This window comes from Micromonospora sp. IBHARD004 (assembly GCF_052814115.1).
In genome coordinates this window covers 4,989,084-5,010,761 of sequence record NZ_CP199934.1, presented here as the reverse complement: position 1 = coordinate 5,010,761, position 21,678 = coordinate 4,989,084, and the positions used below count along the sequence as shown (strand labels likewise).

Here is a 21,678-nt window from a genome sequence, read left to right as displayed (position 1 = left end):
CAAGGGGGACACGCCATGGTGTACGTGAAGCTGGAGAGCGACTGGACCGACGCCGACGGCGTCAACCACACGGCGGGCGAGTCCGTCGACGTGGACGCCGCCACGCTCGCCGCGCTCCAGGCCGAGGGCATCGTCAGCGAGGGGTCCAGCAGCAAGGACACCACCGAGTGGGCCGGCCCGGGCAGCACCACCGCGTGGGCGGGGCCGGGCAGTTCCACCGTCTGACGGCGGACACCGCGAGGGGCCGGGGTGGCGACGCCGCCCCGGCCCCTCGCGTACGTCTAGCGGTCGTTCATCCCGGCGCGGCGGCGTAGCGCGGCCACGTCGGTGACCACGATCCGGCGTCCCTCGGTACGCAGCCACCCGCGGCTGGCGAACGAACCGATCGCCTGGTTGACGCTCTGCCGGGAGCCGCCGGCCATCTCGGCGAGCTGGCTCTGGTTGAGCTCGATCGTGATCATCGGGGCCTGGCTCTCGCCGGCCAGCCGGACCAGCGTCTTGGCCACCCGACCGGGCAGGTCGAGGAAGACGTGGTCGGCGTTCTGCTCGGTGAGCCGGCGGATCAGCCCGCCGAGCGAGCGCATCACCGCGTCGAGGATCCGCGGGTTGGAGTGCACCAGCTCCATGAAGGCCGGGCGGGACAGCGCGAGCGCGGCGCAGTCCTCGATGGCCTCGGCGGAGAGGGATCGGGTGGAGGCGTCCAGCAGGGAGACCTCGCCCAGCACGTCCGGTGGACGGATCACCGACAGCACGGCCCGCTCACCGGTCGGCGCGGTGCGGAAGACGGCCACCGCCCCCCGGCGCAGCACGATCAGCGACTCGCCGGGGTCGTTCTCCACGAAGAGCAGCTGACCCTTGCGGTAGGTGCGCGGCACCGCCGCGGCGATGACCCGTTGCCGTACCTCCGGCTCGAGTCCGGCGAACATCTCCACGCCCGTGAGCGCGTCACCCGGCTCCGGCAGGCGAACCTCCACGGCCCAACCCCTCCCCGGTCAAGGAACACAACTCGCAGCCGGGTGAACCTGACAGCCCCCGGTACGAGGTTCTGAACCGGTTCGGCGTCCGGTAGCGGTACACATCAGATCATGACGGTCCGGTCGCTTGCTGTACACCCCTGGAAACACTTCCGTGACCCTGCCGAGCTGCGGCGCAGGGCCGGTGGCCGGCTCGTCGGGTGCCCCGCCGGCCGGCGTCCGGCGGCCGTGGGCGAGGATGGCGGGGATGGTCTACCGCTACTTCTACGACTGCGAATTCATCGAGGACGGCCGGATCGTCGACCTCGTGTCGATCGGCGTCGTCGACGAGTACGGCCGCGAGTTCTACGCGGTCTCCACCGAGTTCGACGACTCCCGGGCCGTGCCCTGGGTGCGCCGCAACGTGCTCGACAAGCTCCCCTCGCCGGCCGACCGGGCCTGGCGCTCCCGGGAGCGGATCCGCGACGAGCTGTACGACTTCCTGATGGAGCCGGTCCGGGAGCGGCCGGGCGAGCAGCTCGAACTCTGGGCCTGGTACGCCGCGTACGACCATCTGGTGCTGGCCCAGCTCTGGGGCGCGATGCCGGCGCTGCCCCGGGAGATCCCCCGGTTCACCAAGGAGCTGCGCCAGCTCTGGGACGACCGGGGCCGCCCGAAGCTGCCGGACGCCGAGGCGGACCGGCACGACGCCCTGGTCGACGCCCGGCACAACCTGGCCCGGTGGCGGGCGATGACCCGGCGGTGACCTGTCCGAAAGGTGACGTCCCGCAGGTTTGACCGATTCTGTCCCGGGCACGGTTCGACATTGATCCGATGCGAGGGAGTGCTGCCATGAGCAAGGAGCCGACCACCGCCGAGGAGGGCCGGGGGCGGGTCACCGAGCTGATCAGGGACGCCCGGATCTGCCTGCTGACCACGACCGCCGTGGACGGCCGGCTGGTCAGCCGGCCGATGGGCCTGCAGGCCGCGGAGTTCGACGGGGACCTGTGGTTCTTCGCCTACGCCGACTCCGCCAAGGTCCGCCAGATCCGGGTCAACCCACAGGTCAACGTCGGTCTCTCCGACCAGCGCCACCACGCCTGGGTCTCGGTGGCGGGCACCGCGCAGGAGGGCTGGGACCGGGCCCGCGCCGAGGAGCTGTGGAACCCGCTGCTCCGGGCCTGGTTCCCGGACGGGCTGGACACCCCGGGGATCACCCTGATCAAGGTGCACGCCAGCTCGGCCGAGTACTGGGACTCGCCGAGCACCGTGGTGAACCTGCTCGGCTTCGCCAAGGCGGCGGTGACCGGGCAGCGGCCGAGGGCGGGGGAGAACCACGAGGTCAGCTACTGACGGGTAGCCGGCCGCCCCGGTGGGGCCGGCCGGGGCGCGGTGTCGGCGGGCACCCACGGCGACTACAGTGCGCACTGACGGCCCGCCCCGGGCCGGCAACGGCGCCGATGGTCTGATCTGACGCATATCCTGGGGCTTATCCGGGCTTCACCTGATGCTCCAGGAGGATGAGCAGATCATGCGTATCGGCGTGCTCACCGGCGGCGGCGACTGCCCAGGTCTCAACGCGGTCATTCGGGCGGTGGTCCGCAAGGGCGTCGCCACCTACAGTCACGAGTTCGTGGGCTTCAAGGACGGCTGGAAGGGTCCGCTGGAGGGCCTGTCCAGGCCGCTGGGCATCGCGGAGGTGCGCGGCATCCTGCCGCGCGGCGGCACCATCCTCGGCTCCTCCCGGACCAACCCGTTCAAGATCGAGAACGGCGTGGAGCGGATCAAGGACAACCTGGCCGCGCAGGGCGTGGACGCGCTGATCGCGATCGGCGGCGAGGACACCCTCGGCGTCGCCACCAAGCTGCACGAGCTGGGCGTCAACGTGGTCGGCGTGCCGAAGACCATCGACAACGACCTCGGCGCCACCGACTACACCTTCGGCTTCGACACCGCGGTCAACATCGCGATGGAGGCGATCGACCGGCTGCACACCACGGCGGAGAGCCACCACCGCACCCTGGTCGTCGAGGTGATGGGCCGGCACGCCGGCTGGATCGCCCTGCACGCCGGCCTCGCCGGCGGCGCCAACGTGATCCTCCTGCCGGAGCGGCAGTTCGACGTCGACCAGGTCGCCGGCTACGTCGAGAAGCGCTTCCAGCACCAGTACGCCCCGATCGTCGTGGTCGCCGAGGGTGCGCAGCCGCTGGACGGCCAGATGGTCCTGCACAACAAGGAGCTCGACTCGTTCGGCCACGTCCGCCTCGGCGGCATCGGCCAGTGGCTCGCCGAGCAGCTGGAGGCGAAGACCGGCAAGGAGGCCCGCACGGTGGTGCTCGGCCACATCCAGCGCGGCGGCACCCCGACCGCGTTCGACCGGGTGCTCGCCACCCGGCTCGGGCTCCAGGCCATCGACGCGGTGCACGAGGGCGACTGGGGCAAGATGGTCGCGATGCAGAGCACGGACATCGTCCGGGTCCCGCTGGCCGAGGCCACCCGCGAGCTGAAGACCGTGCCGCTGGAGCGGTACGCCGAGGCCGAGGTCTTCTTCGGCAGCTGATCGACGGCCGGCGGCGCGGCGGTCCCGCGGGGGACGGCCGCGCCGCGGCCAGACCGAGAGGGGTACGGCGGAATGGCACCCGGGGTGCACACGGTCGCGGTGATCGGCGCGGGCAAGATCGGCGAGCTGATGCTCTCCGGCCTGCTCCGCTCGGGCTGGCCGGTGGAGCGACTGCTCGCCACGGCCCGGCGGCCCAGCCGCGCCGAGGAGCTGACCGCCCGGTACGGCGTCCGGGTGGTGGACAACCTCACGGCGGTGGACGAGGCGGCGGTGCTGGCCATCTCGGTCAAGCCGCAGGACGCCTCGGCGCTGCTCGACGAGATCGGCCCCAAGGTCCCGGCCGACAAGCTGGTGATCTCGCTCTGCGCCGGCCTGCCCACCACCTTCTTCAGCCGCCGGCTGCCCGACGGCACCCCGGTGGTCCGGGTGATGACCAACACCCCGGCCCTGGTTGACGAGGCGATGAGCGCCATCTCGGCCGGCGCCCACGCCACCGGTGAGCACCTGGCGCTCGCCGAGGAGATGTTCACGCCGCTCGGCGCGACCCTGCGGGTCCCCGAGTCCCAGCAGGACGCGGTGACCGCCCTCTCCGGCTCGGGCCCGGCCTACTTCTATCTCCTGGTCGAGGCCATGATCGACGCGGGCATCCTGCTCGGCCTGCCCCGGCAGGTGGCGCACGAGCTGATCGTGCAGACCGCGATCGGCTCGGCGGTGATGCTGCGCGACTCCGGCGAACACCCGGTCAAGCTCCGCGAGGCGGTCACCTCACCGGCCGGCACCACCATCTCCGCGATTCGGGAGCTGGAGAACCACGGCGTCCGCGCGGCCATGCTGGCGGCCCTGGAGGCCGCCCGCGACCGCGCCCGCGAGCTGGCCGCCCAGGCGGAGTGAGCCGCCCCTGCCCCGCCCGGTTCCGCGCGGGTTGATCGACTTCAGGTCGGGGAGCTGGAGTTGATCAAGCGTGGTTCGCCCCATCCGGCGGCGGGGGCGAGCGGCGGCCCGCCGTGCCGCATACTGGCCGCGTGTTCACTCTCGCCCAGGCGCGCCATCTGGTGGCCACCCTGCGGCCGCGCGTCGACGAGCTGATCCGGCTCCGGGCCGACCTGGCCGAGCTGCGGGTCGACCTGGCCGACCACGGGGCCAGCGTGCTCGGCGGGCTGGCCGAGGTCAAGGCTCTCGAAGCCCGGCTGCACGCCGTCGTGGACGAGTTCCACCACCACGAGATCCAGGTCAAGGGGATCGCCCCGGTGCTGCTGGACTTCCCCGGCGAGCGGGACGGTCGCCAGGTGCTCTGGTGCTGGCTGGAGGGCGACACCGACGTGCGCTGGTACCACCGGTTGGAGTGCGGCTTCGCCGGCCGCCGTCCGGTCTGACCGACCACCACCCGACCCGGGCCGGAGTGCGGTCAGCCGAGGGTGGCGAGGCGGGACGGGGCGACGTTGCCGCCGCTGAGGACCAGGATGGTCCGGTCGCCGGGGGCCACCTCGACCAGGCCCGCGCGCAGCGCCGCCAGGGTCACCGCGGCGGCCGGCTCGATCAGCAGCTTCGTCGCGTCCAGCAGGTCCGACCAGGCGGGGAGGATCGACTCCTCCGGCACCTCCACCAGGTCGTCGACCAGTGCCCGGACGTGGGCCAGGGTGTGCCGCCCGGCGAACGGGGCGGCCAGGCCGTCGGCGACCGAGGCCGGTCGTACCGGCGGGGTGGGCGTGCCGGTGCGCAGGGCGTACGACATCGCGTTCGCGCCGTCCGGCTCGACCCCGACGATCCGGGTGGTGGGGGACGCCTCCTTCACCGCCGCCGCGATGCCGCTGATCAGGCCCCCGCCGCCGACCGGCACCAGCACCAGGGCCGGGGCGGGGCCGTCGGCCAGCAGCTCCCGGCCGATGGTCGCCTGACCGGCGATCACGTCGGGATCGTCGAAGGGCGGCAGCAGGTGGTAGCCGCGGTCGGCCGCGAGGCCCTGCGCGGCGTCCAGCAGGTCGTGGGTGAGGACCACCTCGGCGCCGAGCCGGCGGACCGCGTCCACCTTGGTGGGCAGCGCGCCCGGCGGCATGCAGACCACGGTGGGCAGGGCGAAGGCGCGGCCGACGAAGGCCACCGCGATCGCGTGGTTGCCGGCGGAGAAGGCCACCAGCCCGGCCGGCATGCCCTCCCGTTCGGCGCGGGCGAGCAGCGCGTTCATCGCGCCCCGGGCCTTGAAGCTGCCGGTGTGCTGAAGGTTCTCCGCCTTCACCGAGATGCGGAGGCCCAGTTCCGCGCTGAGCGTGGGTGCCGCCAGCAGCGGGGTCCGGACCACCCGCCCGTCGAGGCGCTTCTCGGCCGCCGTGATGTCGTCGCCCGTCACCAGCCGCATTCGCAGGAGCCTAGCCCGCCGCAACGCGCGGCGGCACCCGGAACACCGGGTCAGCCGGCCGCGGAGCTGGGCAGCGGGTCGGCGGGGGCGTCGGCGACCGCGAAGACCACCACGTTGTCGCGGTAGTGGCCGCGGCGCCGAGCAGCACGGCGCCCGCGGCGGCCAGCAGCCGGCGCGGCGCGGTACGGAGCAGGTGCATGTCTGCCTCCGGAAGCGGTCCGGCCGGTGTGGCCCGGCCTCCAGGGTCCCGTCCACGGGACCCGGCCGCACGTCGGCCGTCCGGACGAACGGACCCGCTGTCCGTCTCCGGAGTGGGCCGTGCCGACGACCGCCCCGCGCGCTCGGTACGGTGCCGTCATGATCGATGCACGCCGCGGGACCGCCGACGACGCCGCCGAGCTGGTCCGACTGCGCGGGCTGATGCTCGCGGCGATGGCCGGTACGGCCCCGGCGCCCGGTCGGTGGCAGGACGCCGCGCGGGCGACCCTACGGGACGGGCTGGCCGAGCCGGCGGAGCTGATGGCCGCCTTCGTCGTGGACGCGCCGGACCGGCCGGGCACGTTGGCCGCCTGCGCCGTCGGCACCATCGAGCGTCGGTTGGGCGGGCCGGCCAACCCGAGCGGCCTGGTCGGATACGTCTTCAACGTCTGCACCGACCCGCGGCAGCGCCGACGCGGCTACTCCCGGGCCTGCATGACGGCCTTGCTGGACTGGTACCGCCGACGCGGGGTGCGCACCGTCGACCTGCGCACCTCGGAGCCGGCGCAGCCCCTCTACCGATCGCTCGGCTTCCAGCTCACCCGCGACCCGGCGATGCGGCTGGCGCTCCCGGCCGAGCCGCTGGACTGACCGTCGGGCCGGGGAGCGGATCCGCTCCCCGGCTGCGGTGGTCAGCTGTCGGCGTACCGACGGGCCGCGGCGAGGGCGGCGCGCAGCCGTTCCGCGTCGACCGGCGCCGGCCGCTCCCAGTCGTTGGCCGGATCGGCCGAGTAGAGCGCGGCGTACGCGGTGGTGTCCCGCTGGAAGCGCCACCCCTCGGCGAGCGCGCCGACGTCGACCGCGTCGTACCCGAGCGAGTCGAGGAACGCGGTGACGGTGGCCTTGGCGGCCGCGTCGTCGCCGGCGATGGGCAGGGCGGTGCGGTCGGCCGCGCCGGCCGGCCGGGCCAGGGCGAGCAGGTGCTTGAAGTAGATGTTGTTGAAGGCCTTGACCACCCGCGACTGCGGCAGGTGCCGCTGGAGCAGCTCGCTGGTGGTGGTGGACTCGTCGTCCAGCTCCGGGAACCGCTCGTCCCGCTCGGGGTAGTAGTTGTTCGTGTCGATGACGATCGTGCCGGCGAGCGGCTCGGCGGGCACCGCGCGGTAGGCCCGCAGCGGGATGGTGACCACCACCAGGTCACCGGCCGCCGCCGCCTCGGCGGGGGTGGCCGCGCGGGCCCGGGGGCCCAGCTCGTCCACCAGATCCTTGAGGGTCTCGGGTCCGCGTGAGTTGCTGAGCACCACGTCGTGACCGGCGGCGACCGCCAGTCGGGCCACGGTGCCGCCGATGTTGCCGCTGCCGATCAGTCCCACAGTTGTCATGTCCGGTGCCAACCCGACGCCCGGCGACGGAATTCCCGACCGCCGCGCTTGGCCATTCGGCGACGCGTTGAACTACACCCACCTCGGCATCTCCTACCACCCGACGGCCGCCGGGCAGGCCGGCGGCTACTACCCGGTCTTCCGCGGCGCGGCCGGCTGACCGAGCTCCGTCCGGGACGGGTCGGTCCCGTCCCGGACGCGAGCGCGCTGTCGGATCCCGCGGTCAGTGCGTCAGGCGGGGAGGACCTTCTCGACGGCGGCGCGCAGCTCGGGGGAGTCCGGGGTCACCGTCGGGGCGAACCGGGCCGCCACCGTGCCGTCCGGGGCGACCAGGAACTTCTCGAAGTTCCACCGGATGTCGCCGGTGTGGCCCTCAACGTCCGGCGTGGACACCAGCTCGGCGTAGAGCGGGTGCCGGTCCGGGCCGTTGACCTCGACCTTCTCCGTGAGCGGGAACGTCACGCCGTAGTTGACCTGGCAGAACTCGTCGATCTCGGCGGCTGTGCCGGACTCCTGGCCGCCGAACTGGTTGCACGGCACCCCGAGCACCGTCAGCCCCCGGTCGGCGTACTCGTCGGCGAGGGCCTGCAGGCCGGCGTACTGGGGGGTCAGCCCGCACCGCGAGGCCACGTTGACCACCAGCAGGGCGCGGCCCCGGTATCGCGCGAGGTCGGCGGGGCCGCCGGTGAGGGCGTCGATCTGGACGTCGAAAACGGTCATGCCGCCGAGGCTACGCGCTCCCCGGACCGGGCGCGGCGAGGCCCGTAGAAATCGATGTATGCACATCTTGACGAAGTGATGACGGCGTGAGTAGCGTCTCAGCATCCAATCTGGAAAGTTTCCTAACTGTTTGGGGAGACGCCACATGAAGAGATCGCTCCGCCGGTCCCTCTGGGCCGGTGCCGTGGTCGCGCTGGCGGTCGCGGCGGTGCCGATGGCCACCGCCTCCGCCGCCGCCAGCGTGACCGCCACGTTCGCCAAGGTGCAGGACTGGGGGACCGGTCACGAGACGAAGGTGACCGTCACCAACGGCACCAGCGCCAGCGTCGACACCTGGCGCATCGAGTTCGACCTGCCCTCGGGCACCACGATCAGCACCTTCTGGGACGCCGACGTCACCAGCAGCGGCAACCACTACGTCGCGGTCAAGAAGAGCTGGGCCGGCCCGCTCGCCCCGGGGGCCAGTTTCAGCTGGGGCTACAACGGCACCGGCCCGTACGCGGGGCCGCTGAACTGCACCGTCAACGGCGCGTCCTGCTCCGGCGGCGGCACCCCCACCACCGCGCCGCCGCCGACGACCGCGCCGCCGACCACCACCCCGCCGACCACCGCGCCCCCCACCACGACGCCACCGACCACCACACCCCCGACCACGACCCCGCCCAGCGGCGACAAGAAGGTGGTCGGCTACTTCGCCGAGTGGGGCGTCTACGCCCGCAACTACCACGTCAAGAACATCCACACCAGCGGGTCCGCCGCCAAGCTCACCCACATCCTGTACGCCTTCGGCAACACCACCGGCGGCCGGTGCAGCATCGGTGACAGCTACGCCGACTACGACAAGGCGTACACCGCGGCGGACAGTGTGGACGGCGTCGCCGACACCTGGGACCAGCCGCTGCGCGGCAGCTTCAACCAGCTCCGCAAGCTGAAGAAGATGTACCCGCACCTGAAGGTGATCTGGTCCTTCGGCGGCTGGACCTGGTCGGCCGGCTTCACCCAGGCCGCGCAGAACCCGGCCGCGTTCGCCGACTCCTGCTACAGCCTGGTCGAGGACCCGCGCTGGGCGGACGTCTTCGACGGCATCGACGTCGACTGGGAGTACCCCAACGCCTGCGGCCTCCAGTGCGACAGCAGCGGCCCGAACGCGTTCAAGAACGTGATCAGCGCCCTGCGCACCCGGTTCGGCTCGTCGGCGCTGGTCACCGCGGCGATCACCGCCGACGGCAGCACCGGTGGCAAGATCGACGCCACCGACTACGCCGGCGCCGCGCCGAACCTGAACTGGCTCATGCCGATGACGTACGACTACTTCGGCGCCTTCAACCCGCAGGGCCCCACCGCCCCGCACTCGCCGCTCACCTCGTACGCGGGCATCCCGCAGCAGGGCTTCAACTCGGACGCCGCGATCCAGAAGCTCAAGAGCAAGGGCGTACCGGCGAACAAGCTGCTGCTCGGCATCGGCTTCTACGGCCGGGGCTGGACCGGGGTGACGCAGTCGGCCCCGGGCGGCACCGCCACCGGTCCCGCCCCGGGCACCTACGAGCAGGGCATCGAGGACTACAAGGTGCTGAAGAACACCTGCCCGGCCACCGGCACCGTCGGCGGCACCGCGTACGCCAAGTGCGGCAGCAACTGGTGGGGCTACGACACCCCGTCCACCATCGGCGGCAAGATGACCTACGCGAAGAACCAGGGCCTCGGTGGCGCCTTCTTCTGGGAGCTCTCCGGTGACACCGGCAACGGCGAGCTGATCGGCGCCGTCAAGGGCGGTCTCGGCTGAGCCGAGTGCCGACGCACCACCCCACCCGGCGGGGAGGGACCACACCCGTCCCTCCCCGCCCGCACCTCCGTCCGGCCCCGGGCAGCCCGCTCGCGGTGCTTCCGAGGCGAGAGCCCGTATGCCGTCCGGAACGCCCGGCTGAAGTGGGCCGGGTCCCGTCGTCAGTCCGCCATGACGCGGAGCCGCTCGACGGCGTCGAGGCGATACCCGACGCCGCGCACGGTGGTGATGATCGGGCCGCGCCCGGCCAGCTTCTGCCGGATCCGCCGTACGTGCACGTCGACGGTACGCGCCCCGCACCAGTCCTCGTATCCCCAGACCTCGCTCAGCAGCTGTCCCCGGGTCAGCACCTGGTGCGGATGGCGGGCCAGGAAGAGCAGCAGGTCGTACTCAAGCCGGGTCATGGCGGTCGGAGCGCCGTCGAGCAGGGCGGTCCGTCGAACCGGTCGCAGCACGAGTGCCGGCTCTGCCGGTCCGGGCGCGACCCGCAACCGGCGCGCCGGTGCGAGGCGAGCGTCACGGGGGTGCGCCGTCGCGGTGTCCCCGGCAACGTGAGCCGCCTGGGCGGGGATGTTCTCGATCCGCGCTCCGCCGCGGGCGACCGCGCAGAGCCGCTCGGCGAGGTCCTGGGCGGCCTCCGCGGCGGACTCGACGGCGCGGATCACGATCGAGATCTCGACGGTGACAGCGGGCTCGTCGGCGTCGTCTGCCGTCCGGCCGCGGAGCGGTGCCGGCGGCAGCAGGATGAGGCGGGACGACATGTCAGCCCCGCCGGGCACCCGCGAGCACGGGTGCGGCCTGGATGGGGATGAGGTGCCGGGGCGTGCCGACGGCTTCCGGCTCGACCCGGGGCGCGACCAGGAGCGGGTCGACCTGGATGCGGTCGATGCCCAGCGGGGCCAGCATGGCCCGCAGGGCGGACTCGCAGAGCCGGGTCCACGGCTGGTCCGCGCCCATCGCGTTGGCGAGCTTGTCCGGCGTGGTGAAGGCAAGACCCACCCGCTGCCCCTGTGGGAGCCGGCCGGTCCGCACGGTCAGCAACTGCCGTCCGGGCACGGTACGTACCGGGACGACGTAGGTATCCGGGACCTCGTCCATCGTGGTTGCCTTCCTTCCGTTGTGGCCGCCCGACCGGGGGGCGAAGCTCGACGTTACGACCGGGGTTCGCGGGGACTGCCGCCCCGCTACACGATTCGCACGGCGACCCGGCCAATCACTACGCGTCCTTGACGCCGACCGCGCCGACCGCGTCGACTGGCCGCCGCGGCACGGCATCCGCGGTGTCCCGAGATCGGTCACCGGGTGAACCGTTCGAGGTCACGGCTGAAGCGGCGGATGGTGTCCGCGCGGGCCCACGCCGGCGCGGGCACCGCCACGACCGGCACGGCCGCCCGCGTCACGCAGTACCGGGTGACGTGCCCACCGCCCGCACCGAACCGGCCACGACGAGGCGTGCCCACGACGAGGAGGTCGGTCTCCCGGCAGGCGTGGTCGACCAGCACCTGCCCGGCGTAGCCCTGCTCCACGACGATTCGCACGGTCACGTCCCAGGGGACGCTGCCGAAAGCCCCGTGGAACACCTCCCGCACGTAACGGTGAGCCGCCCGGGCGTACTCCTCCCGCCAGAGCTGGGGCATGATGCCGGGACGCCAGAGCGGTGTGAACGTCCACGCCCGTACGGCGTGCAGGTGCGCGCCGTCGCGGCGGGCCAGCTGCACGGCGGTTCGGAGCGCCTGCAACCCGGCGAAGGACCGGTCGACGCCGACCACGATCCGGGGGGCGGGGGACGGGCGGCGGCTCATGCGGGTGACGGGACGCGTGCCGGGGCCGCCTGCGCGGTGGGTGGTTCGGCGGCATCGGAGAGGTCGAGCGCGCGGAGGATGGTGTGCGTGACGACCACCTCCGCGCCGCCGCGCCGCCGGAGGTCCGCCACGGCGCGGTGCAGCACGGTCAGGCTGGCCGCGGAGAGCCGGACCACCGCGTCGATGTCGGCCGCGATCCACCAGGCCCCCACGGCGCATGGTTCGGTGCGCAGGTACTCCAGCAGGTGGCTCCCGGGCGTGGCGGTGGTCAGCCGGACGCAGACCAGCGCCTCGTGCCGCCGTTCCGGCTCCTTCGGTGCGGTCGGCGGGCCGACCAGCCCGTCCGGCCCCTGGGCCGACGGTGGTCCGGCGTCCGCCGGCACGGGCCCGGGGACCTGCCGTCCCCTCCGCCATGACGTCATGTGAACATCGTTCCGCGGCGTTGGCGGCGGTTCGATCGCTGATACGGCGATTTGACGGAGGAGCGGTCTTTCTTGACGCTCCGTTGACGGGTGCGCCCGGGGGCGGCTCAGCGTAAGGAAAGTTAACAGAAAGTTTCGACCGCGACGGGCGGTTCATGTGAAGGCGCAGATGTGACAGACTCGCCGCTCGGCATGTCCCGATGTCCGCGCCGATGGAAGGAGACCGATGGGCCTGACGCACCCGAGGGTGGCGAGCGCTGTCGCTCTGCTCGCGCTCCTGCCGCTCACCCTGGCCGGCTGCGGCTTCGGCGGGAACGACGACGCCCAGGCCCCGGCGACCCGGACGGAGCGCGCGCCGGCCGAGGAGGCCGCCGCCAAGTCCCGTGAACGGGTGCAGGCGTACCTCGACGCGATGGCGGCCAAGGACACCGACGCCGGCCGCAGCCAGCTCTGCGCCCCCATGCAGAAGCCCTTCGACGCCGCGGCCACCGGCCCGAACGGCGACTTCGCCGACCACTTCACCGTCCCGCAGGCCACCATCACCGACGTCCGGTCCGGCCCGCACGGGCAGGAGGTGAGCACGGCGGTCACCGTCGCCGTCGGCAGCCGCAAGGCCACCCGGCCGCTGCTGTTCACCGTCACCCGCAGCGGCGCCGACTGGTGCATCTCCGCCGAGGCCCCGGGCGGCAGGACCCCCGAGCCGGGCGTCACCCCCTGACCGCGCACCGGCGCTGACCTGCGGCCGGCCCGGCTGTGTCGGTGATCTCCCAACTGCCGGAACCGTCCCCCTCGGCGGCGGGCCGCCCCGGCCGTCGCCGTAGGCTTTCTGTCATGCGCCATGAGTGGCATCAGTTGAGTCACCCCGCGGTGGGTAGCCCGGGCCTGCAGACCAGTCGTCCGACCGTCGACTCCGCCGAGGACGCGGCCCTCGGCCTGGACCGCTGGCGGGAGCTGCCCCGGGCGCAGACCCCGCCCTGGCCGGACCAGGCCAAGGTCGCCGAGGTCTGCAAGGTGCTCGACACCGTGCCGTCGGTCGTCGCGCCCTACGAGGTCGACCAGCTCCGGCAGCGGCTCGCGCTGGTCTGCGAGGGCAAGGCGTTCCTGCTCCAGGGCGGCGACTGCGCCGAGACCTTCGCCGACAACACCGAGAGCCACCTGCTGGCCAACGCCCGCACGCTGCTCCAGATGGCGATCGTGCTGACCTACGGCGCGTCGCTGCCGGTGGTCAAGGTGGCCCGGGTCGCCGGCCAGTACACCAAGCCCCGGTCGCTGCCGACCGACGCGCGCGGCCTGCCCGCCTACCGCGGCGACATGATCAACTCGCTGGAGACGACGCCGGAGGCGCGGGTCGCCGACCCGCAGCGGATGATCCGGGCGTACGCCAACTCGGCCGCCGCGATGAACATGCTCCGCGCGTACCTGGCCGGCGGGCTCGCCGACCTGCACGCCGTGCACGACTGGAACAAGGGCTTCGTCAAGAACTCCCCGGCCGGCGAGCGCTACGAGGCGATCGCCCGGGAGATCGACCGGGCGCTGGCCTTCATCCGGGCCTGCGGGATGACCGACGACGAGGCGCTGCGCACCGTCACCCTCTACTGCTCGCACGAGGCCCTCGCCCTGGAGTACGACCGGGCGCTCACCCGGGTCTCCGGCGAGCGGGCTTACGGCCTCTCCGGGCACTTCCTCTGGATCGGCGAGCGGACCCGGCAGATCGACGGGGCGCACATCGACTTCATCTCCCGGATCGCCAACCCGATCGGGGTGAAGCTCGGCCCGACCACCACCCCGGACGAGGCGATCGAGCTCTGCGAGAAGCTCAACCCGGACAACATCCCCGGCCGGCTCACCCTGATCAGCCGGATGGGCAACCACCGGGTCCGGGACGCCCTGCCGCCGATCGTCGCCAAGGTCACCGCGGCCGGGGCCAAGGTGGTCTGGCAGTGCGACCCGATGCACGGCAACACCCACGAGTCCTCGAACGGCTACAAGACCCGGCACTTCGACCGGATCGTCGACGAGGTGCTCGGCTACTTCGAGGTGCACCGCGGCCTGGAGACCCACCCGGGCGGCCTGCACGTCGAGCTGACCGGCGAGGACGTCACCGAGTGCCTCGGCGGCGCCCAGGGCATCGAGGACCTCGACCTGCCCGACCGGTACGAAACCGCCTGCGACCCGCGACTGAACACCCAGCAGTCGCTGGAGCTGGCCTTCCTGGTTGCGGAGATGCTGCGTGGCTGATCTTGTTGATTTTCGGTCCGACACGGTGACCCGGCCCACCGCCGGGATGCGCGAGGCGATGGCGACCGCCGAGGTCGGCGACGACGTCTACGGCGAGGATCCGACCGTCGCCGCGCTGGAGGCCGAGGTCGCCGCGCTCTTCGGGCACGAGGCGGCGCTCTTCGCCCCGACCGGCTCGATGGCCAACCAGATCGCCCTCCAGCTCGTCGTGCCGCCCGGTGACGAGCTGCTCTGCGACGCCGACGCGCACGTCGTCACGTACGAGATCGGGGCGGCGGCCGCGTACGGCGGAATCTCGTCGCGGACCTGGCCGGCGGTCGGCGCGGAGATCGACCCCGACCTGGTCGCCGGGATGGTCCGGCCCGACGGCTACTTCGCCGTCCCCACCCGGGCGATCGCCGTGGAGCAGACCCACAACCGGGGCGGCGGTGGGGTGATCCCCCTCGCCACCCTGCGCGAGCTGCGCCGGGTCGCCGACGACAACGACCTCGCCCTGCACTGCGACGGCGCCCGGATCTGGCACGCGCACGTCGCCGACGGCGTGCCGCTGGCCGAGTACGGCGCGCTCTTCGACACCCTCTCGGTCTGCCTCTCCAAGGGCCTCGGCGCACCGGTCGGCTCGCTCGTCGTCGGCAGCGCCGAGAAGATCGCCCGGGCCCGGTTCGTCCGCAAGCGGATGGGCGGCGGCATGCGGCAGGTCGGCATCCTCGCCGCCGCCGGCCGGTACGCCCTGGCCCACCACGTCGACCGGCTAGCCGACGACCACGCGAAGGCGGCCCGGCTGGCCGAGGCGATCGCCCCGTTCGGGGTGCTCGCAGCCCCGGTCCGGACGAACATCGTCCCGCTGGACCTGACCAAGCACCCGCTGGACGCGAAGGCCCTCGCGGCCGCGGCCCGGGCGGAGGGCGTGCTGATCTCGGTCCTCGGCCCGCGCGCCGCCCGCCTGGTCACCCACATGGACGTCGACGACGCGGCGATCGATCGCGCCGCGACCGCCCTCACCCACCTCCTCCGCGCCTGACCCGCCCACCTGCCCTGTTGATCAAGAAGTTTGCGTCTGATTCCGGCTCCGGGCGGACGCAAACTTCTTGATCAACACGTTGCCCCCGGGGGGTGAGGGTCAGGGGTGGAGGCGCTTGAGGGTGGCGATGTCGGCGGCGTGGCCGACGTGCTTCTCCGAGGGGGTCTCCACCACGATCGGGATTCCCTCGGTGGCGGGGTGGCGCATCAGCTCGGCGAACGCCGGCTCCCCGATGCTGCCCTTGCCGATGTTCTCGTGCCGGTCCCGGGTCGAGCCGACGAGGTCCTTCGAGTCGTTGGCGTGCACCAGCTTCAACCGGTCCGCGCCGACCGTCGCCACCAGGGTGTCCAGCGTCGCGGTCATGCCGCCCTCGGCGGCCAGGTCGTGCCCGGCCGCCCAGGCGTGGCAGGTGTCGAAGCACACCCCCAGCCCGGGGTGCCGTTCCACCGCGTCCAGGTAGGGGCCGAGCTGCTCCACCCGGGAGGCCAGCGACCGGCCGCCGCCCGCGCTCGGCTCGACCAGCAGCATCGGGCCGCCCGTCGCCGCCGCCTCGTCCAGCAGCGGCAGCAGCGCCTCGCGGACCTGCCGCATCGCCGCCTCCGCGTGCCCCGCGTCCACCGCGCTGCCCGCGTGGAACACCACGCCCCGGGCGCCGATCGCCGCCCCCCGGCGCAGCGCGTGCGCCAGGGTCAGCGCCGACTTCTCCACCGTCGCCGGGGTGGGGGAGCCGAGGTTCACCAGCAGCGACGCGTGGATGTAGACCGGCACGCCGCGCTCGGCACAGCCGTCCCGGAACAGCGCGTCCTGGGCCGGGTCACCGGCGGGCAGCGCCCAGCCGCGCGAGTTGGAGACGTAGACCTGCACCACCTCGGAGCCGGTCGCCTCGACGTACGGCAGGGCCGCCTTCGCCAGGCCACCCGAGGTGGGAGTGTGTGAGCCGACCGGCCGGTGCGCGTTCACAGGCAGGTGATCGTGACCGGGGTGCCCGGGGGCACCTGCGAGTTCTCGCCCGGGTTCTGGAAGCGGGCCACGCCGTTCGGGTTGAGCTGGATGCTGGTCGGGAAGCCCTGACTCTCCAGCACCTGCTTCGCCTGCTGACAGGGCAGGTCGATCACCCGGGGGACGACGACCGCCGCGGGGCCCTTGCTGATCTCCAGCCTGACCTGGGCGCCCTTCTCCACGCCGGTGCCGTCCGCCGGGCTCTGACCGAGGACCTCGTCCTTCGGCTTGTCCGAGTCCTTGTACGTCTCCACCGGGGTCAACCCGAGCTGCGCCAGCGTCGCCCGGGCCTCGTTGACGTTCTTGCCGACCAGGTTCGGCACCGAGATCGGGGCCTTGCCCTTGCTCAGCACGACGGTGACCTTGCTGCCCGGCTTGACCACGGTGCCCACCTTCGGCTCGGTGGCCACCACCACCCCGGCGGGCAGGTTGTCGTCGTACCGGGCGGCGCCCTTGGCCACCACCAGCTTGGCGTCGGTCAGCTCCGCCTGGGCCAGCTCGAAGTCCTTGCCCAGCACGTCGGGCACCGGCAGCCGCTCCGGCCCGAGCGACAAGGTGAGGGTGATCGTGCCGCCCTTGACGATCCGGGCCGCGGAGACCGGGTTCTGGCCGAGCACGCTGTCCTTGGGCGCCTTCTCGTCGTACCGCGGCTCGGCGTAGGCCAGGGTGAAGCCGGCCCGGGCGGCCCGCGCCTCCGCGTCGGCCTTGCTCAGGCTCACCAGCTGTGGGGCGACCGTGTACCGCCCCACCCCGAACCACCAGCCGCCGAGCGCGGCCACCAGGCCGAGCACCACGGCCGCCGCGGCGATCGCCAGCCGGCCGCGGGGCGAGCCCAGCACGCGGGTACGCAGCCCGGTCAGCCGGGCGCCCACGTCGACGCTCGCCGGCGCGGCCCGGCGGCGGTGCGGGCGTTGCCCGCCGCCCTCGGGCAGCCGGGCCCAGGCGGGCCGCTCGGCGGGGCGGACGGCGGCCACCGCCATGGTCGGCTGGGACATCGGCGTGGTGTCGCCGAGCCGGCGCAGCACCGTGGTGTGCGAGTTCGCGTTGCCCAGGTCGTCCCGGGCCACCTGCACCTCGGCCAGCAGCGCGCCGGCGTCGGCCGGCCGGGCCCCCGGATCGCGCCGGGTGGCCCGGGCGACCAGGTCGTCGAGTGCCCGGGGCAGGCCGGGCACCAGCGTCGAGGGGACCGGCACGTCCCGGTCGACGTGCTGCCAGGCCACGTCCACCGGCCGGTCGCCGTCGTACGGGACCCGGCCGGTGAGCATCTCGAACAGCACGATCCCGGCCGAGTAGACGTCGGTGCGGGTGTCCGCGCGCCCCTCGGTGACCAGCTCCGGGGCGACGTACGCCACGGTGGCCATCAGCTGGTTGCCGTTCTCCTCCTCGGCGCTCGCCTCGACCGCCCGGGCCAGCCCGAAGTCGGCCACCTTGACGACGCTGTCGACGAGGTTGGCCGGGCCGCCGGTGGGCGCCTCGGCGACCAGGACGTTCTCCGGCTTGACGTCGCGGTGCACCAGGCCGGCCCGGTGGGCGGCGGCGATCGCGGCGAGCATCTGCTCGGCGATCGCGAGGGCCTCGTCCGGGTTGAGCCGGCGCCGCTCGGCGAGGACGTCGCGCAGGGTGCGCCCGCGGACGTACTCCATCACCAGGTAGGGAAGGCCGCCGTGGGTGCCCTGGTCGTAGACCGCGACCACGTTCGGGTGGGTCAGCCGGGCGATGGTCTTCGCCTCGTCGGTGAACCGTGCCACGAAGCCCGCCATCCGGGTCCGGGCCTCCGGGGCCTGGGTCGGATGAATGATCTTGACCGCCACGGTGCGCTCGAGGCGCTCGTCGGTGGCGGTGTACACGGTCGCCATGCCGCCACGGGCCACGCGACCGCGAATGCGGTAGCGCCCGTCGATCAGCGAGCCCAGCAACGTGTCGGCGACCTGTGTGTCCATCGGCAGGCAGTCTATGTGTCGGAAGGGTGAAGGTTGAACAGGATGCTACAGCCGGAGTCCAACCCGCCCTGTCCCGCCGCGCTCGCCCGCCCGCGGGCTCCCGGCGGCAGCGTCGGACGGGGGTGCCGTTGCCGGGTCCGTACCGGGCACGTGGCAGGGTGGTCGGGTGACCGATTCCGTACCCGCCGACCAGGCCGCCACCGGCGCGGACCTGCCCGGACCGACCGACCCGGCCGCCTGGCTGACCCTGCCGGACGTCGCCGAGCGGCTCGACCTGTCGATCAGCAAGGTCCACCAGATGATCCGGGACCGCGAGCTCCTCGCGGTACGCCGCGACGGCGTCCGTCGGATCCCCGCCGACCTGGTGGCCAACCGCACCGTGCAGAAGCACCTGCCCGGCGTGCTCAACCTGCTCGCCGACGCCGGCTACGACGACGAGGCGGCGCTGCGCTGGCTCTACGAGGAGGATCCCACCCTCCCCGGCACCCCCGCCGTCGCCCTCGGCGGCGACCTGGCCCGCGAGGTCAAGCGCCGCGCCCAAGCCCTCGGCTTCTGACCCCGTCCCGCCCGCCCTTCGGTGCGGTGATCATGAAGCTGTCGCCCGTGACACCGGCGTGTCCCGACAACAACTTCGTGATCACCGGGCCGGCGGGCGGGCCGGGCGGAGGTGGGGTCAGTCGGTGCGGCGGGTGGCGGCGATGGCCAGGTCGACGAGGGCCTGGCGGGCCTCGGTGTCCAGGTCGACCGTGGTGAGGGCGGCCAGGGCGCTCTCGGTCAGCGCGCCGATCCGCTGTTCGGTGCGGGCCAGCGCGCCGCTGTCGGTGATCAGCTCGCGTAGCCGGGCCACCCCGGCGCCGTCGAGCCCGGGGTCGCCGAGACCGCCGAGCAGCAGCTCCCGGCCGGTGTGGTCGAGCGCTTCCAGGGCCGCCGCCACCAGGTAGGTCCGCTTCCCCTCGCGCAGGTCGTCGCCGGCCGGCTTGCCGGTCTGCGCCGGATCCCCGAAGACCCCCAGCACGTCGTCGCGGAGCTGGAACGCCTCGCCCAGCGGCAGCCCGTACGCCGAGTACGCCGACCGCACCTCGGCCGGCGCGTCGGCCAGCGCGGCGCCGAGCAGCAACGGCCGCTCGACGGTGTACTTCGCCGACTTGTAGCGGGCCACCTTGCCGGCCCGCTCCAGCGAGGTGTCCCCGGTCGCCTGGGTCAGCACGTCGAGGTACTGCCCGACGGTGACCTCAGTGCGCATCTCGTCGAATACCGGACGGGCCCGGGCCACCGTGCGCGGGTCGAGGCCGGCGGAGTGCAGCAGCTCGTCCGACCAGACCAGGCAGAGGTCGCCGAGGAGGATCGCGGCGGCGTCGCCGAACCCGTCCGGGTCGCCGCCCCAGCCGGCCGAGCGGTGCCGGGCGGCGAACCGGCGGTGCACCGCCGGCTCACCGCGCCGGGTGTCCGAGCGGTCCATCAGGTCGTCGTGGATCAGGGCGCTGGCCTGCACGAACTCCAGCGCGGCGAGGGTGGTCACCACCTGGTCGGAGTCGACGCCGCCGGCGCCCCGGTAGCCCCAGTAGGCGAAGGCCGGCCGGAGTCGCTTCCCACCGCCCAGCACGAACGCCTCGATCGCCTCGGCGACCGGTGCGAGGGCGTCGTCGACACCGGTCATCCAGCCGCGTTGGCCGGCGAGGAACTCGGTCAGGGCCTTGTCGATCCGCTGACGCAGGCCGGCGCGGTCGACGGGGGAGACGGGAGCAGCGTGGGTCACGCCAGAACGCTAGCCGGTCCCCGCCGGTCGCGTCGTGTCGCCGGGTCGGCGCGCCGCGCGGAGCGACGACCGGGGTGGCCGGCCGCGGGCCGGCCCGGGTGCGGCCGCCGCCCCGACCGGCAGGTACGGGCGGGCCGCCGCGAGGAGCGCGGCGTAGCGCCGTACCGCCGGCTCGTCGCGGTGCGCGGCGAGCCGTCGACGTACGTCGGTGAGCTGGCCGATCGCTCGGGGCGAGCCCGACCGGACGGCGTCGAGCAGTGCGTCGCCGGCCACCGCGCAGGCCTGCTCCACCTCGCCGAGCTGGAGGTGGCCCCGGGCCAGCCAGGCGCCGTAGACCGCCGCCCGGCGTGGGCGGCCCCGACCGTGCACGGCGGCGCGCAGCAGCGGTGCGGCGGGTCCGGGGCGGCCCAGCGCGACGAGGGTGCGCCCCGTCATCGCCGCCAGCTCCGCGTCGTCGAGCCAGTAGAGCCAGGGTGGTTCCCGGTCCGGCTCCGGCCCGGTCATCCGGCCGGCCGCGGCGAGCGCCTGCCGGGCGGCCCGCTGCCGTCCACCGAGCGCGGCGGCCAGCGCCACCCGGTGCAGCAGCAGGGCCCGCAGCCCCGGCGAGGCGGCGCCGCGGGCCCCGGCGTACCCGGTCCGGGCCAGGGTCAGCGCGCCCGCCGCGTCCCCGGCGCCGGCGAGCAGGTGGCTGGCCGACCCGAGCACGTGCCCGGCGAGGGCGGGGTCACCGGCGGCGACCGCGGCGCGCAGCGCCAACCGGTAGGCGTCCAGGCCGCCGGTCAGGTCGCCCGTGTCGGCGGCGAGCCAGCCGGAGAGCTGGGCCGCCTCGGCGAGGACCGGCAGCAGCCGGCGGCGCGTTCCCGGGCCGGCGCCGGAGAGCGTCCGGGCCGCCCGGCGGAGTCGGCGGGCCGCGTGACCGGCCAGGTCCGCCCCGCCGAGCAGGTCGTCCCACCGGCGCAGCTCGGCCAGGTCGTCGACGCCCGGCCCGCCCCCGCGCGGCCCGGCGCGCAGGCCCGTCCCTGTCGCGTCCGGGCCCGCCCCTGTCGCCTCCGCGCCCGGCCTGGCCGGGCCGGGGCAGACCACACCGGGCCCGCCGGTCGGTCCGGCGGGGGCGGGGCCGGGCAGCCGGCCTAACGCCGGGCCGCCGAGCGCGGCGCCGGCCGGATCGGCCAGCCAGCGCTGCGCGAGGGCCAGCAGCGCCGCCCTCGACCGGGCGCCGCCCCGGGCGGTCGCCGACGCGCCGCCGGGGTGGCGGCTGCGCGCCGCGGCCTCGGCGAGCAGCTCGCCCGGCACGTCGAGGACGACGGCGAGCCAGCCCAGCCAGAAGCCGCCGGGGAGCCGGAGCTGCCGTTCCCAGCGGGAGACCTCGTGCCTGGTGAGGGTGGGCACGCCGGAGGCGGCGCAGAGCTCGGCGGCGATCCGCTGCTGACTCCAGCGGCGGGCCAGCCGCAGCTCGGCCAGGAGCGGCCCGAGCAGGCGCGGGCCGGGTGGCGGGAACGGGGTCATCGGTCCTCCGCTGGGCGTCGACGCGGTCGGGCGGCGCGGACACCC

25 protein-coding genes are annotated in these 21,678 nt (G+C 74.0%); 13 read left to right on the top strand and 12 right to left on the bottom strand.

Annotation, left to right across the window (positions count from 1 at the left end; translation table 11 throughout):
• Positions 1-15 precede the first annotated feature (15 nt).
• A complete protein-coding gene (locus ACTWO6_RS24375; RefSeq protein ID WP_446216114.1) occupies positions 16-225 on the top strand; it encodes a hypothetical protein in 210 nt (69 codons plus the stop codon).
• A gap of 56 nt (positions 226-281) precedes the next feature.
• On the opposite strand, the gene ACTWO6_RS24370 is transcribed toward ACTWO6_RS24375, so the two are convergent.
• Positions 282-974 carry a Crp/Fnr family transcriptional regulator gene (locus tag ACTWO6_RS24370; RefSeq protein WP_446216113.1) on the bottom strand — a complete coding sequence of 231 codons (693 nt, stop codon included), beginning with the start codon at positions 972-974 and terminating at the stop codon, positions 282-284.
• Positions 975-1,221: 247 nt separating this feature from the next.
• Here ACTWO6_RS24370 and ACTWO6_RS24365 point away from each other — a divergent pair, with 247 nt between their 5' ends.
• From ACTWO6_RS24365 to ACTWO6_RS24345, 5 genes are all read left to right on the top strand, one after another.
• On the top strand, positions 1,222-1,719 hold the full coding sequence (locus ACTWO6_RS24365; RefSeq protein WP_446216112.1) for a polyadenylate-specific 3'-exoribonuclease AS: 498 nt from the start codon (positions 1,222-1,224) through the stop codon (positions 1,717-1,719).
• 86 nt (positions 1,720-1,805) lie between these two features.
• A complete protein-coding gene (locus ACTWO6_RS24360; protein ID WP_446216111.1) occupies positions 1,806-2,306 on the top strand; it encodes a pyridoxamine 5'-phosphate oxidase family protein in 501 nt (166 codons plus the stop codon).
• 178 nt (positions 2,307-2,484) lie between these two features.
• Complete coding sequence (locus ACTWO6_RS24355; RefSeq protein ID WP_130340896.1) at positions 2,485-3,513, top strand: 6-phosphofructokinase; 1,029 nt, start codon at positions 2,485-2,487, stop codon at positions 3,511-3,513.
• A gap of 72 nt (positions 3,514-3,585) precedes the next feature.
• Positions 3,586-4,404, top strand: coding sequence for a pyrroline-5-carboxylate reductase (gene proC / locus ACTWO6_RS24350; RefSeq protein WP_446216110.1), 819 nt, complete (start codon positions 3,586-3,588; stop codon positions 4,402-4,404).
• A 131-nt stretch (positions 4,405-4,535) separates the two neighbouring features.
• Positions 4,536-4,886: a DUF2203 family protein gene (locus ACTWO6_RS24345; protein WP_446216109.1), complete on the top strand. Its 351-nt coding sequence runs from the start codon at positions 4,536-4,538 to the stop codon at positions 4,884-4,886.
• 32 nt (positions 4,887-4,918) lie between these two features.
• Here the strand turns inward: ACTWO6_RS24345 and ACTWO6_RS24340 are convergent, their stop codons facing one another.
• Positions 4,919-5,866: a threonine ammonia-lyase gene (locus tag ACTWO6_RS24340; protein WP_446216108.1), complete on the bottom strand. Its 948-nt coding sequence runs from the start codon at positions 5,864-5,866 to the stop codon at positions 4,919-4,921.
• Between the two features lie 357 nt (positions 5,867-6,223).
• On the opposite strand from ACTWO6_RS24340, the gene ACTWO6_RS24335 reads away from it, so the two are divergent.
• The gene (locus ACTWO6_RS24335) at positions 6,224-6,715 is read left to right on the top strand and encodes a GNAT family N-acetyltransferase (protein WP_446216107.1); all 492 of its coding nucleotides are present in this window, start codon (positions 6,224-6,226) and stop codon (positions 6,713-6,715) included.
• A 41-nt stretch (positions 6,716-6,756) separates the two neighbouring features.
• On the opposite strand, the gene ACTWO6_RS24330 is transcribed toward ACTWO6_RS24335, so the two are convergent.
• Positions 6,757-7,446 carry an NADPH-dependent F420 reductase gene (locus tag ACTWO6_RS24330; RefSeq protein ID WP_446216106.1) on the bottom strand — a complete coding sequence of 230 codons (690 nt, stop codon included), beginning with the start codon at positions 7,444-7,446 and terminating at the stop codon, positions 6,757-6,759.
• Between ACTWO6_RS24330 and ACTWO6_RS24325 the strand changes: the two genes are divergently transcribed.
• A complete protein-coding gene (locus tag ACTWO6_RS24325) occupies positions 7,445-7,606 on the top strand; it encodes a hypothetical protein (RefSeq protein ID WP_446216105.1) in 162 nt (53 codons plus the stop codon). The genes ACTWO6_RS24330 and ACTWO6_RS24325 overlap by 2 nt on opposite strands.
• A gap of 71 nt (positions 7,607-7,677) precedes the next feature.
• On the opposite strand, the gene ACTWO6_RS24320 is transcribed toward ACTWO6_RS24325, so the two are convergent.
• Positions 7,678-8,166: a glutathione peroxidase gene (locus ACTWO6_RS24320; protein ID WP_446216104.1), complete on the bottom strand. Its 489-nt coding sequence runs from the start codon at positions 8,164-8,166 to the stop codon at positions 7,678-7,680.
• 145 nt (positions 8,167-8,311) lie between these two features.
• Here ACTWO6_RS24320 and ACTWO6_RS24315 point away from each other — a divergent pair, with 145 nt between their 5' ends.
• The gene (locus ACTWO6_RS24315) at positions 8,312-9,949 is read left to right on the top strand and encodes a glycosyl hydrolase family 18 protein (protein WP_446216103.1); all 1,638 of its coding nucleotides are present in this window, start codon (positions 8,312-8,314) and stop codon (positions 9,947-9,949) included.
• A 161-nt stretch (positions 9,950-10,110) separates the two neighbouring features.
• Here the strand turns inward: ACTWO6_RS24315 and ACTWO6_RS24310 are convergent, their stop codons facing one another.
• From ACTWO6_RS24310 to ACTWO6_RS24295, 4 genes are all read right to left on the bottom strand, one after another.
• Positions 10,111-10,710 (bottom strand): winged helix-turn-helix domain-containing protein, encoded by a 600-nt coding sequence (locus ACTWO6_RS24310; RefSeq protein ID WP_446216102.1) that lies wholly within the window; start codon positions 10,708-10,710, stop codon positions 10,111-10,113.
• A gap of 1 nt (position 10,711) precedes the next feature.
• Positions 10,712-11,047, bottom strand: coding sequence for an SAV_915 family protein (locus ACTWO6_RS24305; RefSeq protein WP_446216101.1), 336 nt, complete (start codon positions 11,045-11,047; stop codon positions 10,712-10,714).
• 197 nt (positions 11,048-11,244) lie between these two features.
• Positions 11,245-11,751, bottom strand: a complete 507-nt coding sequence (locus ACTWO6_RS24300) for a universal stress protein (RefSeq protein WP_446216100.1) — start codon at positions 11,749-11,751, stop codon at positions 11,245-11,247.
• Positions 11,748-12,173, bottom strand: a complete 426-nt coding sequence (locus tag ACTWO6_RS24295) for a hypothetical protein (RefSeq protein WP_446216099.1) — start codon at positions 12,171-12,173, stop codon at positions 11,748-11,750. Before ACTWO6_RS24295 ends, ACTWO6_RS24300 begins: the two co-directional genes overlap by 4 nt.
• 226 nt (positions 12,174-12,399) lie before the next feature.
• Here ACTWO6_RS24295 and ACTWO6_RS24290 point away from each other — a divergent pair, with 226 nt between their 5' ends.
• From ACTWO6_RS24290 to ACTWO6_RS24280, 3 genes are all read left to right on the top strand, one after another.
• Positions 12,400-12,891, top strand: a complete 492-nt coding sequence (locus tag ACTWO6_RS24290) for a hypothetical protein (protein ID WP_446216098.1) — start codon at positions 12,400-12,402, stop codon at positions 12,889-12,891.
• A 113-nt stretch (positions 12,892-13,004) separates the two neighbouring features.
• Entirely contained in the window at positions 13,005-14,411 is a 1,407-nt protein-coding gene (locus ACTWO6_RS24285) for a class II 3-deoxy-7-phosphoheptulonate synthase (RefSeq protein ID WP_446216097.1), read from the top strand.
• A gap of 46 nt (positions 14,412-14,457) precedes the next feature.
• On the top strand, positions 14,458-15,432 hold the full coding sequence (locus ACTWO6_RS24280) for a threonine aldolase family protein (protein ID WP_446220750.1): 975 nt from the start codon (positions 14,458-14,460) through the stop codon (positions 15,430-15,432).
• A gap of 99 nt (positions 15,433-15,531) precedes the next feature.
• Here ACTWO6_RS24280 and ACTWO6_RS24275 read toward each other — a convergent pair whose 3' ends face one another.
• Positions 15,532-16,392, bottom strand: a complete 861-nt coding sequence (locus ACTWO6_RS24275) for a deoxyribonuclease IV (protein WP_446216096.1) — start codon at positions 16,390-16,392, stop codon at positions 15,532-15,534.
• Positions 16,389-18,371 carry a Stk1 family PASTA domain-containing Ser/Thr kinase gene (gene pknB, locus ACTWO6_RS24270; RefSeq protein WP_446216095.1) on the bottom strand — a complete coding sequence of 661 codons (1,983 nt, stop codon included), beginning with the start codon at positions 18,369-18,371 and terminating at the stop codon, positions 16,389-16,391. Before pknB ends, ACTWO6_RS24275 begins: the two co-directional genes overlap by 4 nt.
• Positions 18,372-18,537: 166 nt before the next feature.
• On the opposite strand from pknB, the gene ACTWO6_RS24265 reads away from it, so the two are divergent.
• Positions 18,538-18,927, top strand: a complete 390-nt coding sequence (locus ACTWO6_RS24265) for an Rv2175c family DNA-binding protein (protein WP_446216094.1) — start codon at positions 18,538-18,540, stop codon at positions 18,925-18,927.
• 117 nt (positions 18,928-19,044) lie between these two features.
• Here ACTWO6_RS24265 and ACTWO6_RS24260 read toward each other — a convergent pair whose 3' ends face one another.
• Together ACTWO6_RS24260 and ACTWO6_RS24255 are read right to left on the bottom strand one after the other, a co-directional pair.
• Entirely contained in the window at positions 19,045-20,127 is a 1,083-nt protein-coding gene (locus ACTWO6_RS24260) for a polyprenyl synthetase family protein (RefSeq protein ID WP_446216093.1), read from the bottom strand.
• A 9-nt stretch (positions 20,128-20,136) separates the two neighbouring features.
• On the bottom strand, positions 20,137-21,633 hold the full coding sequence (locus ACTWO6_RS24255; protein WP_446216092.1) for a helix-turn-helix domain-containing protein: 1,497 nt from the start codon (positions 21,631-21,633) through the stop codon (positions 20,137-20,139).
• Between the last annotated feature and the right edge of the window lie 45 nt (positions 21,634-21,678).